The sequence below is a fragment of the Caulobacter sp. UNC279MFTsu5.1 genome (genome assembly GCF_900114015.1).
In the GTDB taxonomy this organism is placed as follows: domain Bacteria; phylum Pseudomonadota; class Alphaproteobacteria; order Caulobacterales; family Caulobacteraceae; genus Caulobacter.
In genome coordinates this window covers 1-12,836 of record NZ_FORN01000080.1, presented here as the reverse complement: position 1 = coordinate 12,836, position 12,836 = coordinate 1, and the positions used below count along the sequence as shown (strand labels likewise).

Sequence of the window (12,836 nt, the reverse complement as noted above, 5' to 3'; positions counted from 1 at the left end):
ATTGGTTCGCGCCCGATGCGGATGTAGCTCAGTTGGTTAGAGCGCCGGCCTGTCACGCCGGAGGTCGCGGGTTCAAGTCCCGTCATTCGCGCCACTTCCCCTCCTCCCATCATTAAAGTCCGGGTTCGCCCTGGGTGCGGGATTCGCGCGCCTCAATAGAATCGCGGGATCGGCCCCGGATGCGGGGTCGGCGCGTCGAACTCGAAGAATTCCTCGTCGACATAGCACCAGCCCCAGCCCTCGGGCGGGTCGTAGCCCTCGATGATCGGGTGGCCGGTGAGCTTGAAATGCTGGGTGGCGTGCCTGTTTTTCGACTGGTCGCAGCAGCCCACATGCCCGCAGACCCGGCAGAGCCGCAGGTGCAGCCAGGAATCACCAGTCTTCAAACATTCCTCGCAGCCGGCGGTTCCGGGCGTCACGTCCTGGATCTGATCCAGATGGGTGCATTTCAACGCCATGGCGGTCTCCGTTCGTCGCCCCCAGGGATGCGTCTGGGGTGCGGTTGTCCACAGCGATTCCTGCGCCGACCGCCGCGCCGCGGCTAGTACGAACCGGTCGTCTTGAGGTTCGCCGCCGTCGTCCCGATCTAGCGTGCATGCCGCACGCCCATCCCCTGCCCTTCTCCGTCCTCGACCTGGCCCCCGTTCCGCAAGGAACCAGCGTCGGCCAGGCGCTTCACAACAGCCTGGACCTGGCCCGCCACGCCGAGCGTCTGGGCTATCACCGCTACTGGCTGGCCGAGCATCACAACATGCCGGGCATCGCCAGCGCCGCGACCGCCGTGGTCATCGGCCACGTGGCGGCCGGCACCTCGACGATCCGGGTCGGCTCGGGCGGGGTCATGCTGCCCAACCACGCGCCGCTGATGGTGGCCGAGGCGTTCGGCACCCTGGCCGCCCTCCATCCCGGCCGCATCGACCTGGGGCTGGGCCGCGCGCCGGGCACGGACCAGGCGACCATGCGGGCCCTGCGCCGCTACATGGGCGCGGTCGACAGCTTCGCCCAGGACGTCGTCGAGCTGCAGGGCTGGTTCCAGCCAGCCCAACCGGGCCAAGCGGTGCGCGCCGTACCAGGCGAAGGCCAGCAGGTCCCGCTCTGGCTGCTGGGCTCCAGCACCTACAGCGCCCAGCTGGCCGCCGCCCTGGGCCTGCCCTTCGCCTTCGCCGCTCACTTCGCGCCGGACCAACTGATGGAGGCGATCACCGTCTATCGCCGGACCTTCAAGCCGTCGCCGGCCCTGGCCCAGCCCTATGTGCTGGTCTGCATCGGGGTCTGCGCGGCCGACACCGACGACGAGGCCCGCCGCCTGTTCACCTCCAGCCAGCAACAGTTCGTGGCCCTGCGGCGCGGCAACCCCGGCCTGCTGCCGCCGCCGGTCGACGACATCCGCGAAGTGGCCTCCGAATCCGAGATCGCGGGCCTGGACCACACCTTCCGCTATTCGGCGATCGGCTCGCCCGACACGGTCCGCGCCAGGATCCAGGCGGTGCTGGACGCCACCGGCGCCGACGAGCTGATGGCCGCCTCGCAGATCCACGACCACGCCGCCCGGAAACGATCCTACGAGATCCTGGCCCAGGTGCGCGGCGAGCTGACGGAAGCGGCCGCCTAGTTCCAGCCGATCAGTTCGGGGACCGGCGCGGGCGCATCTTCGAACGCGGCGCAACCGGTAAGCCGGCCATAGATCGCCGACAGCTTGCGGAACACCGGGTCCCAGCCGTGCCGTTGCTCGGCGCGCTGGCGGGCGGCATGGCCCAGGGCCGCCACGTCGCGCGCGAACACCGACTCCACCGCCTCGGCGAAGGCGCGGGCCTCCGAGGCCGTGGCCAGGGCGCCGACCGTCTCGTCCACGGATTCGGCCACGCCGCCGGCCGCCACGCCGATCACCGGCAGGCCGCAGGCCATGGCTTCCAGCACGATCAGGCCGAACGGCTCGTTGTCGTTGGCGTGGACGAAGGCGTCGCAGCCGGCCAGCACCGCCGCCAAACTCTGCGGGTCGCGCTGGTAGTCCATGCAGATCACCCTGTCGCTGGACGGCGCCCCGGCGCCTGCCCCCACGAACAGCAGCACATAGGGATCGCCCAGGCGCTCGACCGCCTCGACCAGCACGTCCAGTTTCTTCTCCCGGGCCGGACGACCGGCGAACACCAGGATCCGATGGCGACTGGTCAGGCCCAGCCGGCGACGCAGGGCCTCGCGGTCGCCGCGGCTGGGATCGAAGATGTCGGTGTCGACGCCCAGCGGCAGGCCGATGGCGTTCTTGACGCCCGCCTCGATCAGCCGCCCAGCGATGAACTGGCTGGGGGCCACGGCCTGGTCGAACTGGCGGTAGATCGCCGCCCAGCGCTTCTGCACCGGCTTTTCCGCCCATTCGCCGATGTGCAGCGCCGCCAGGGCGCCCAGGTCGGTATGGCAGAAGCCCACCACCGGCACGCCCAGGGCGTCGCCGGCCTTCAGGGCCGCCAGGCCCGGCGTGTAGGGATCGCCGGCCTCGATGATGTCCGGACGCTGACGAATCAGCCGCTCCATCCAGGCGTTCTTGACCACGGGCCAGCGATAGCCGTCGCCGAACGGCAACGGCGCCGCATAGATGGAAACCCGTCCGTGTCCGTCATGCGCGTCGCGGGGACCGGGCACCACCAGGGTGTGCCGGACCAGCGGCCGATTCGCCGCGATCCACGTCCGCTTGGAGTTCAGATAGCGCCGTACGCCGCCGCTGCGAGGGGCGTAGAGCATGGTGGTGTCGACCAGCCTGACCGGCTTTCCGCCCGGCCGGACCGCCCTGAACAGGGGTTCTTCTGCCTCGTTGAACGCCGAGAGCGGATCAAACCTCAAATCCATCACGCCGGAACCTCGCTTGTCAGCCGCTCCCGTCGAGACGGTCGCAGAGCCTTAAGACACTCACGGGGACGGAGGTTCCTCCGAAGCTGAACCGGTGTCCAGCGCTCGCAACGCGCCGCGACGCGCGAGCGCTTCGCGCAAGAGCATTTCGACCTGGGCGTTGACGCTGCGCAGTTCGGCCGCCGCCAGGGTTTCGACGGCGGCCAGAACCTCGGGGCGCACGCGCATCAGAAACGCGCGGCGCCCGCCTTTCGACGCATCTGGCGGAGACGCGGCCAAGGGATCAACCGTACAGCGTGCCGGTGTTGACCACGGGCTGGGCCTCGCGGTCGGCGCACAGCACCACCAGCAGGTTGGACACCATCGCCGCCTTGCGCTCGTCGTCCAGGACGACGACTTCCCGGTCGCTGAGCTGCTGCAGCGCGTGCTCGACCATGCCCACCGCGCCGGCGACGATCGTGCGGCGCGCCGCCAGCACCGCCTCGGCCTGTTGACGCTTGAGCATCGTCCCCGCGATCTCCGGCGCATAGGCCAGATGCATCAGGTGCGTCTCGTCGATCGCCACCCCGGCCACCGCCGTACGGCCCCGAAGATCGGTCCGCAAGCGTTCGCCGACCTGGTCCGCGTCGGCCCGCAGCGTGGGCTCGCCACCGTCGTCGTGATCGTAGGCGTAGTGCGAGGCCGTTTCGCGCAAGGCGGTCTCGATCTGGATGTTCACGAAGGCGACGTAATCATCGACGTCGAACAGGGCCTGGGCGGTGTCCGACACGCGCCAGACGATGTTGGCGGCGATCTCGATCGGGTTGCCGCGCTTGTCGTTGACCTTCAGCCTCTCGCTGGTGACGTTGCGCACTCGCAGGCTGATCTTCTTGCGGCCGTACCAGAACAGCACCCAGCGCAGGCCGGTCCGGCGATCGGTGCCCACATAGGTCCCGAACAGCGTGACGACATAGGCCTCGTTGGGCTGCAGCGAATAGAACCCGAAGCTGACCAGCAGGAACAGGACGATCAGCACGGCGCCGATCACCGGTTGGCCGTTCGCGAAGGCCCAGACGGCGGCGGCGATCAGCACGGGAAGCGACAGCAGCGGCAGCCCGCCGCCCATTCCGCCAAAGGCGCGTTCGGTCGATCGGTTGATATTCGGCGCGTCGGACATGGAGCCCTCCAGATTTGATGTCAAAATGATATCACTTTGATCGCTTATGGCAAGGCTCCTCCAGACCGCGTAGGCAGGCGGCGCGGATGCGGTCGAGGGTCCTGATGGCGCGGTTTCTGTTCACCACCTGGGAAGGCGGCGGCCATGTGCAGCCGATGCTGCTGGTCGCCCGCGACCTGGCGGCGCGCGGCCATGCCGTGCTGGCGCTGAGCGACCCGTGCAACGCGCCTGACGCCGCGGCCCTGGGCATCCCGTTCCACGCCTGGACGACCGCCCCCTTCCAGACCGGCAAGACCCGCGACGACGATCGCCTGAAGGATCACGAGGCCGACAGTCCGCTGGCGGTGATCCAGCGCCTGCTCGACCAGGTGATGGCCGGCCCCGCCCTCGCCTACGCCGGCGACACCCTGGCCGCGATCGACGCCTTCGCTCCGGACGTGGTCGTTTCGCAGGAGCTGCTGCTGGGTCCGATGGCGGCGGCGGAGGCCCGGGGCCTCCCCCTGGCCCTGCTGGCCGCCAACGTCTGGTCGCTGCCGACCATGCCCGGCGCGCCGCCGCTCGGGGCCGGCATGCTTCCGGCGGCCAGCGACGAGGAACGCGGCATGCACGCCATGATCGGCCAGATGAGCCGGACCTTCTTCCAGGCCGGCCTGCCCGACCTGAACGCCGCTCGCGCCGCCTTGGGCCTGCTCCCCCTGACCGATCTGTTCGAACAGTTGGATGTCGCCAAGGCGATCCTGCTGGCGACCAGCAAGGCCTTCGACTTCGCTCCCGAACCCCTGCCCGCGCCGTTCGTCCATGTCGGTCCCTACCTGGCCGATCCGGCCTGGGTCGAGCCGTTCGCTCCGCCCTCGGGCGACGGGCCGCTGGTCGTGGCGTCATTCTCCAGCCTCCATCAAGCGCAGGAACCCGTCCTGCGGGCGATCATCGCCGCCCTGGGCCAGCTGCCGGTGCGCGGCGTGGTCACCACCGGCCCGACCATCGATCCCGGCGAGTTCGACGCCCCAGCCAATGTCGCCGTCGTCCGCAGCGCCCCGCACGGCGACCTGCTGCAGGACGCCGCCCTGTTCATCACCCATGCGGGCCACGGCTCGACCCTGCGGCCGCTGATGGCCGGCGTCCCGCTGCTGTGCCTGCCGATGGGCCGTGACCAGCACGACAACGCGGCCCGCGTCACCCATCGCGGCGCCGGCCTGACCCTGCCGGCCGACGCCAGCCCCGACGCGATCGCCGCCGCCGCGCGTCGACTGCTGGACGAGCCGGCCTTCAAGGCCGCGGCTCAGACCCTGGGCGCGGCGATCCGCGCCGACGAGGCGGCGCGCGACGCCGCGGCCGTACTCGAGGCGTTGGCGCCTTAAACGTCGGAGACCTCCATCCGGACCTCGCCGCCGGCGTGCTTGGCGGCGAAGGCCAGCAGGCGTTCGCCCTCGTCCGCCAGGGCCTTGGCGACCGGCTTGGCGGGCTTGTCGAACAGCTCCACGTGCAGGATCGAAGTCGTCCTGCCGTCCTCGATGCGCCAGCGCCCCGCCGTGAAGCCGTCGACCAGCACGGCGGCCCGCAGGATGCCGTTAGCCGTATAGAGCCGGCGCTTATGATCCGCCGACATGATCCGCGTCCGGTCCTCGTGGGCCAGCAGCACGTTGTCGAACTCGCCAAGAAACCGGACGGGCGCCTCGGCGTCGCCCGACGGCCGGTCCGCCTCCGGGAGATCGAACAGCTCCACGCCGTCTTCGCCCTGGAAGACCTCCAGGGACGGCCGCAGCGCCTCGAACGTGGACGTCAGGCGGCTGAGACCCAGCCAGGTCTGGGCGTCGGCGACGCTGGCGGGTCCGAACGCCGCAATGTAGCGCCGCACGAGATCGGCCAGGGCGAGGCCGGGTTTGGGCGCGGCGAGTCGATCCTCCATCGCCGCCAGGGTCGGCTGGCCGCTCCGTCCCCACAGGCCGCGCGGCGGCAGTTGCAGCATCGGCAGACGAATGCGCGCCGCCATGGCCAGGGCCTGCGGATCACGGTCGGGCCAGCGTTCGGCCAGGGCGTCGCGCAGTTCGGCGGCGCTCAGCGGCCCCTGTCGCAGCAGATCGCGCGCCGCCGCCGCGATCTCGGCAGGGTCCAGCCCGGCCAGGGCGCGGCCATGGACGCCGCCTTCGGTCAGGAACCGGTCGAGACCCCGCTGGATCAGCGGCCGGATCGCCGCGAAGTCCGTCGCGGCCGCCACGTGCAGCGTGCCGCGCATCAGCGCGCCGCGCGCCAGGCTGAAATCCTCCAACCGATCGGAAAGCGCTTGGGGCGCGAAGGTCTTCAGCCGGGTCCAGAGCGCGAAGTACGGCGCCTGGGCCGCCTGGGCCTGCAGGGCGATCAGCCGCTCGAGCGCCTCGGGCACGGACAGGTCGGCGCGCTGCGCCAGATGCTGCCGCGCCAGCAGCGCCCGGTTCAGCGCTCGACGATCCAAGACCTTCGTCATCGCGTTCCTGACCCGGAAGGACGCCCGCCCCTCGCCCCGAGGCCGCTGTCGGCGCCCCACGGCGGCGTCGCGATCGGAGCGGGCGAAGGCGAAGCTCCATCGCCTGTGGGACCAGGATGTTGGTGGGCGGTGAGGGGATCGAACCCCCGACCCTCTCGGTGTAAACGAGACGCTCTACCGCTGAGCTAACCGCCCCCAAGGCCCCTGCGAGCCGGTCCATTCGAGGCGGACGAGGCCAAGACGGACGAGGATGTGGGAGATACCCCGTCCGCCCGGAAAAGTCCCGCATGGAAAAGGCGGGGCGCTTTCGTGGCGCCCCGCCCTCGAAATCTGGTTACTGGATCAGCCGTTCAGCGTGGTCTTTAGACCTTCGCCGACCTGGAACCGGGCGGTCTTGGACGCCGGACGGTTCACGGTCTCGCCGGTGCGGGGGTTGCGCGCGGTGCCCGCGGCCCGGGACACGGCCTTGAAGGTGCCGAAGCCGACCAGACGCACGTCCTCGCCCGATTTCAGCGAACTGGTGACGGCGTCGATGAAAGCCTCGAGAGCGTCCTTAGCCTGGTTCTTGTTGATGCCCGCCTTTTCGGCGATCGCCGTGACGAGTTCGGCCTTTGTGGTCATGTTCTTCTCCCAGCATGAAAGCGGCGGCGCTGGCTACAGCTCACGCCGCTTCGCTCGACCGGGAGTATGCGGGGTTCAGACGGCCCGTCAAACGAAGGCGGCGCGGAAAATCTCCGCGCCGCCTAAGTTATCACCAATAAGTTACTGTTAGTGCGTCAGAACAGCGTCGCTGTCGCCGTCCTCGACCTTCGCAGTTGCAGCAATCGGCTCATCTTCCTCGCGCCATTCGACGGGCGTGAGCGGCCCGGTGAGGGCGTGTTTCAGCACTTCGTCGAAGGTGGACACCGGGATGATCTCCAGACCGTCCTTCACGCTTTGCGGGACGTCGGCCAGATCCTTCTCGTTTTCTTGAGGGATCAGGACCGTCTTCACGCCCGAACGCAGGGCCGCCAGGAGCTTCTCCTTGAGGCCGCCGATCGCCGTGACCCGGCCGCGCAGGGTGATCTCGCCGGTCATGGCGATGTCCTTGCGGATCGGGACGCCGGTCAGCACCGAAACGATGGCCAGGGCCATGGCGCTGCCGGCCGACGGGCCGTCCTTGGGCGTGGCCCCGTCCGGCACGTGCACGTGGACGTCGGTCTTTTCGAAGATCGGCGGCTTGATGCCGAACTGCACGGCCCGCGAACGGACATAGCTGTTGGCCGCCGAGATCGACTCCTTCATCACGTCCTTGAGGTTGCCGGTGACCGTCATGCGGCCCTTGCCCGGCATCTTCACGGCTTCGATGGTCAGGATGTCGCCGCCGAACTCCGTCCAGGCCAGGCCGGTGACGATGCCGACCTGGTCGATCTCGTCGGTCTCGCCGTAGCGGTACTTCTTGACGCCCGCGTACTTGGCCAGGCGTTCGTCGTCGATCGTGATCGTGGCCAGCTTCTCGCGCGCCAGGTCACGGACGGTCTTGCGCGCCAGGGCGCCCAGCTCCCGCTCCAGCGACCGCACGCCGGCCTCCCGGGTGTAGTAGCGGATCAGGTCGCGGATGGCCTTTTCGGGCACCACGAACTCGGACGGCTTGAGGCCGTGGTCCTTCATCTGCTTGGGCAGGACGTGACGCTTGGCGATCTCGACCTTCTCGTCCTCGGTGTAGCCGGGGATGCGGATGATCTCCATGCGGTCCAGCAGCGGCTGGGGCATGTTGAGGCTGTTGGCGGTGGTGACGAACATCACCTGGGACAGGTCGTAGTCGACTTCCAGATAGTGGTCGCCGAAGGTCGAGTTCTGGGCCGGGTCCAGCACCTCGAGCAGGGCCGAGGACGGGTCGCCGCGGTAGTCGCTGCCCATTTTGTCGATCTCGTCCAGCAGGACGAAGGCGTTGGTGGTCTTGGCCTTCTTCATCGTCTGGATGATCTTGCCGGGCATCGAGCCGATATAGGTGCGGCGGTGGCCGCGGATCTCGGCCTCGTCGCGCACGCCGCCCAGCGAGATGCGGGCGAACTCGCGTCCGGTCGCCTTGGCCAGCGAGCGGCCCAGCGAGGTCTTGCCGACGCCGGGAGGGCCGACCAGGCATAGGATCGGGCCCTTCAGCGAGTTGGTGCGCGCCTGGACGGCGAGGTATTCGAGGATGCGTTCCTTGACCTTCTCCAGGCCGTAGTGGTCCTCCTCGAGCACCGCCTCGGCCTCTACCAGGTCGATCTTCTTGGTCTTGGCCTTGCCCCACGGGATCGACAGCATCCAGTCCAGGTAGTTGCGGACCACGGTGCTCTCGGCCGACATCGGGCTCATGTTGCGCAGCTTCTTCAGTTCGCCCTCGGCCTTGGCCCGGGCTTCCTTGGAAAGCTTGGTCTTCTTGATGCGTTTTTCGAGCTCGATCAGCTCGTCGCGCTGATCGTCGGGGTCGCCCAGCTCGCGCTGGATCGCCTTCATCTGCTCGTTCAGGTAATATTCGCGCTGGGTCTTCTCCATCTGGCGCTTCACGCGCGAGCGGATCTTCTTCTCGACCTGCAGCACCGAAATCTCGCCCTCCATCAGGGCGAAGACCTTTTCCAGGCGCTTCACGACGTCGAAGATTTCCAGCAGGTGCTGCTTGTCGCCGATCTTGACCGACAGGTGGGCCGAGATGCTGTCGGCCAGCTTGCCGGGCTCGGCGATCTGCGGGATCGAGGCCAGGGCCTCGGGCGGCACCTTCTTGTTCAGTTTGACGTAGTTCTCGAACTGCTCGACGACCGCGCGCGACAGCGCCTCGGCCTCGGGGCCCACGCCCTGGTCCTCGTTCACCTCGCCGATCTGGGCCTCGTAATAGGCCTCCTGGTCGGTGAAGCGCACGACGGCCGCGCGGCCCTTGCCCTCGACCAGCACCTTCACGGTGCCGTCGGGCAGTTTCAGCAGTTGCAGGACGGTGGCCAGCACGCCGACATCGTAGATGTCGGCCGGGGCCGGATCATCGTCGGCCGAGTTCTTCTGGGTGACCAGAAGGATCTCCTTGCCGCCGCGCATCACCTCTTCGAGGGCGCGAACGGACTTGTCACGCCCGACGAACAACGGGACCACCATGTGCGGGAACACAACGATGTCCCGCAGGGGCAGCACAGGAAGCGTACGAATCTCAGACATGATGCTTTCTACTCCTGGCCGGCGCGTTGCACTCGCGCTCGGCCACGCGGGCCGCCGTCACCCAGACGATGCGCCTGAGTCGTACGGCCCGTCCGCTCGGGACTGAGCGGATGGTCGTTATTTATGTGGACCTTTTGCAACACGGTTCAAGCGTACTCGCCTGAGAGCGGCGACGGGTCGCGGCCGAGCGGCCAAGATGCAACAGGCATGCCCCTGCCCGGCTTCACTATGCACGATCCGTGCTGACGCAGCGCGCGGGACGCCCAAGTCCTGCCGCGGCCGGACTTTTGACCTCCACATCCGGCGCCGAGCGTCACAACGCAAAGGTGTCCGGTGTGACGAAAAAGGCGCGCCCGGCGGAGCCGGACGCGCCCGATTTCAGAGCCGTTCGGGCCGGATTCAGGCCGAAGCGACGCCGCCCTTCTTCTCGGCGTAGATCAGCAGCGGCTGGGCCCGGCCTTCGACGACCTCGGCGTTGACCACCACTTCCTCGACGCCCTCGTAGTTGGGCAGCTCGAACATGGTCTCCAGCAGGATGCCTTCCATGATCGAGCGCAGGCCGCGCGCGCCGGTCTTGCGGGCGATGGCCTTCTTGGCGACGCCGTGCAGGGCGTCGTCGGTGAAGGTCAGGCCGATGTTCTCCATCTCGAACAGGCGCTGGTACTGCTTGACGAAGGCGTTCTTCGGCTCGGTCAGGATCTTCACCAGGGCGGCCTCGTCGAGGTCCTCCAGGGTGGCGATCACCGGCAGGCGGCCGATGAATTCCGGGATCAGGCCGAAGCGCTGCAGGTCGTCGGGCTCGACGCCGCGCAGGATCTCGCCCGTGCGGCGCTCTTCCGGATCCGCCACCTTGGCGCCGAAGCCGATCGACTTGCCCTGGCCGCGCGCCGAGATGATCCGCTCCAACCCTGCGAACGCGCCGCCGCAGATGAACAGGATGTTGGTGGTGTCGACCTGCAGGAACTCCTGCTGCGGATGCTTGCGCCCGCCCTGCGGCGGCACGGAGGCGACGGTGCCTTCCATGATCTTCAGCAGGGCCTGCTGCACGCCCTCGCCCGAGACGTCGCGGGTGATCGACGGGTTGTCGGACTTGCGGCTGATCTTGTCGATCTCGTCGATATAGACGATGCCGCGCTGGGCCCGCTCGACGTTGTAGTCGGCGGCTTGCAGCAGCTTGAGCACGATGTTCTCGACGTCCTCGCCCACATAACCGGCTTCGGTCAGGGTGGTGGCGTCGGCCATCGTGAACGGCACGTCGATGATTCGGGCCAGGGTCTGGGCCAGCAGCGTCTTGCCGGTGCCGGTCGGGCCGACCAGCAGGATGTTCGACTTGGCCAGCTCGACGTCGTTGTTCTTCGAGGCGTGGTTCAGGCGCTTGTAGTGATTGTGCACCGCGACGGCGAGCACCTTCTTGGCGTGATTTTGCCCGATCACGTAATCGTCCAGGACCTCACAGATCTCGCGCGGCGTCGGCACGCCGTCCTTCGACTTCACGAAGGCGATCTTGTGCTCTTCACGGATGATATCCATGCAGAGTTCGACGCATTCATCGCAGATGAACACCGTCGGGCCGGCGATGAGCTTGCGCACCTCATGCTGGCTCTTTCCGCAGAAAGAACAGTAGAGAGTGCTCTTGGTGTCGCCGCTCGCGGCTTTCGTCATGGTCGCTTCTCACGCTAGGGCGGTCCAGGCCGAAGCCGAAACCACCGACTCCTTAGCGCCTATTCCGCCACCGAAGCAGCAGGATATCCGCCGGGAGTTGTCTAATCCTTGACATTCCCCGATCCGGGCGCACGGCACAAGCCTTGGAGCCGATTTACAGCCCCCAAGTTCGTGGATGATGCGTACGGTTTCATGGAATTCTTCTCTAAGATGGTCCTCCGGATCCTCAACGCAAGCCGGGCGCGGTTCGCTCCGTTGGAAGGGCGCCGGGGCCCGCGTCGGACATCCGCGAAGAGCTTAGCGGCGGAAGCGGAATCGTGATGCAAGACGGGCTCTGTTGCGGGGCGCGCGAGCGCGGAGACGAATGGCGAAACGTTCACTGATGGCCCGATCCCTGATGGCGAGGGGCCTGTCGGCCTCGACGCCGATGACCGGGGATCTGCACGAGGGTCCGCCCCTGGTCGCGTTCGACTTCGACGGCACCCTGACGGTTCGCGACAGCTTCACCGCCTTCCTGAAATGGCGGGTCAGCCCCGCCCGGCACCTGATGGGCATGGTGCGCCTTTTCCCTGCCGCCATTGGGTATCTGTTCGATCGCAACCGCGGCAAGATCAAGGCCGCCGCTGTCCGCGAGTTCCTGCGCGGCGTGCCCCTGGAGCAGCTGGAGCGCGAGGCCCGCGCCTTCGCCCAGTCCGAAGCCCCCAGGCTGTTCCGTCCGGACGCCCTGGCCGTCTGGCGGCGGTGGCGGGCCAAGGGCGCCCGGCTGGTGATCGTCACCGCCTCGCCCGACGTGGTGGTCGCGCCGTTCGCCCGCGGCCTGGGCGCCGACCTGCTGATCGGCTCGCGCCTGGCCCTGGACCCCAACGACAAGGTGCTGGGCCCCCTGCTCGGCCCCAATTGCCGGGGTCCGGAGAAGGTGATCCGCTTGAAGGAAATCTTCGGCGACGATTTGTCGCTGGCCGCCGCCTACGGCGACACCTCCGGCGACCGCGAGATGCTGGCGATCGCCCACGAGAAGGGCTACCGGATTTTTCGGGGCAAGCCGGGCTGAGGTCCGCATGACGAGCCTCCTTTCGGCCGGCGGACTGGACACGGCTTGGCCGCCTCACGCGGAAAGCCGCTGAAGCTCGGGGAGGGCTGCGGAGCGCCGGGCCAGGCCCGGAAGCTTTGTAAGAAATACCGTTTCGACCAGGACCGACGCTCCGCGCGACCGTTTTCCGGGAGCGTCCGGCGATCGGCCCTGTTCGGACCTCGCCGGTCTTGGCCCCCGACGGGAGGGCGAGGCCCGCGAAGCCCCGTCCCTTGCGGCGGGCGTCACCGCCCGCCTTGGCCCTCGCCGGCCCTTCGTCCAACGCCGTATCCGTGTTCCGGGCTCGGCCAGCACCAGATGGACGAAAGTCGCGGCCCCTCGCGGAACCGCCGCCGACGAGCGCTTCCCGCTCGACCGCACCCCAAGGCCGCGAAGGTCGCAGGCCTTAGCGCCCTCCCCATCGCCTCGAGGTGAGTTGATCATACGGCGGCGCGGGAGGGGGAGGATAAGTGATTTCG

Annotated in this window: 11 protein-coding genes and 2 tRNA genes; 4 read left to right on the top strand and 9 right to left on the bottom strand. The window is 68.2% G+C overall.

The window, feature by feature from the left end; all coding sequences use genetic code 11:
- The first annotated feature begins 17 nt into the window (after positions 1-17).
- Positions 18-94, top strand: a tRNA-Asp gene (locus BM066_RS25205).
- A gap of 58 nt (positions 95-152) precedes the next feature.
- On the opposite strand, the gene BM066_RS25200 is transcribed toward BM066_RS25205, so the two are convergent.
- Entirely contained in the window at positions 153-458 is a 306-nt protein-coding gene (locus BM066_RS25200; RefSeq protein WP_177218545.1) for a UBP-type zinc finger domain-containing protein, read from the bottom strand.
- 137 nt (positions 459-595) lie between these two features.
- Here BM066_RS25200 and BM066_RS25195 point away from each other — a divergent pair, with 137 nt between their 5' ends.
- The gene (locus BM066_RS25195; protein ID WP_089931140.1) at positions 596-1,612 is read left to right on the top strand and encodes an LLM class flavin-dependent oxidoreductase; all 1,017 of its coding nucleotides are present in this window, start codon (positions 596-598) and stop codon (positions 1,610-1,612) included.
- Here BM066_RS25195 and BM066_RS25190 read toward each other — a convergent pair.
- Genes BM066_RS25190 through BM066_RS25185 form a run of 3 tightly spaced genes read right to left on the bottom strand, consistent with a single transcriptional unit; the run spans position 1,609 to position 3,997 of the window.
- Positions 1,609-2,841 carry a glycosyltransferase family 4 protein gene (locus BM066_RS25190; protein ID WP_089931138.1) on the bottom strand — a complete coding sequence of 411 codons (1,233 nt, stop codon included), beginning with the start codon at positions 2,839-2,841 and terminating at the stop codon, positions 1,609-1,611. The genes BM066_RS25195 and BM066_RS25190 overlap by 4 nt on opposite strands.
- Positions 2,842-2,901: 60 nt before the next feature.
- Positions 2,902-3,069 (bottom strand): type II toxin-antitoxin system antitoxin, encoded by a 168-nt coding sequence (locus tag BM066_RS26620; protein WP_177218544.1) that lies wholly within the window; start codon positions 3,067-3,069, stop codon positions 2,902-2,904.
- A 55-nt stretch (positions 3,070-3,124) separates the two neighbouring features.
- Positions 3,125-3,997 carry an SPFH domain-containing protein gene (locus BM066_RS25185; protein ID WP_089931135.1) on the bottom strand — a complete coding sequence of 291 codons (873 nt, stop codon included), beginning with the start codon at positions 3,995-3,997 and terminating at the stop codon, positions 3,125-3,127.
- A gap of 104 nt (positions 3,998-4,101) precedes the next feature.
- On the opposite strand from BM066_RS25185, the gene BM066_RS25180 reads away from it, so the two are divergent.
- Positions 4,102-5,355: a glycosyltransferase gene (locus tag BM066_RS25180; protein WP_089931133.1), complete on the top strand. Its 1,254-nt coding sequence runs from the start codon at positions 4,102-4,104 to the stop codon at positions 5,353-5,355.
- Here the strand turns inward: BM066_RS25180 and BM066_RS25175 are convergent.
- The 5 genes from BM066_RS25175 to clpX all read right to left on the bottom strand — a co-directional run bounded on the left by BM066_RS25175 (position 5,352) and on the right by clpX (position 11,288).
- Positions 5,352-6,458, bottom strand: coding sequence for a winged helix DNA-binding domain-containing protein (locus tag BM066_RS25175; RefSeq protein ID WP_089931131.1), 1,107 nt, complete (start codon positions 6,456-6,458; stop codon positions 5,352-5,354). The two genes, BM066_RS25180 and BM066_RS25175, sit on opposite strands and share 4 nt — an antisense overlap.
- Before the next feature lie 120 nt (positions 6,459-6,578).
- Positions 6,579-6,653: transfer RNA gene (locus tag BM066_RS25170), tRNA-Val, on the bottom strand.
- Positions 6,654-6,800: 147 nt separating this feature from the next.
- On the bottom strand, positions 6,801-7,079 hold the full coding sequence (locus BM066_RS25165) for an HU family DNA-binding protein (RefSeq protein ID WP_035074773.1): 279 nt from the start codon (positions 7,077-7,079) through the stop codon (positions 6,801-6,803).
- A 147-nt stretch (positions 7,080-7,226) separates the two neighbouring features.
- Positions 7,227-9,626, bottom strand: coding sequence for an endopeptidase La (lon, locus tag BM066_RS25160; protein ID WP_089931129.1), 2,400 nt, complete (start codon positions 9,624-9,626; stop codon positions 7,227-7,229).
- Positions 9,627-10,025: 399 nt separating this feature from the next.
- A complete protein-coding gene (gene clpX / locus BM066_RS25155) occupies positions 10,026-11,288 on the bottom strand; it encodes an ATP-dependent Clp protease ATP-binding subunit ClpX (protein WP_089931127.1) in 1,263 nt (420 codons plus the stop codon).
- 379 nt (positions 11,289-11,667) lie between these two features.
- Here clpX and BM066_RS25150 point away from each other — a divergent pair, with 379 nt between their 5' ends.
- Positions 11,668-12,339, top strand: coding sequence for an HAD-IB family hydrolase (locus BM066_RS25150; RefSeq protein WP_089931142.1), 672 nt, complete (start codon positions 11,668-11,670; stop codon positions 12,337-12,339).
- Positions 12,340-12,836 lie beyond the last annotated feature (497 nt).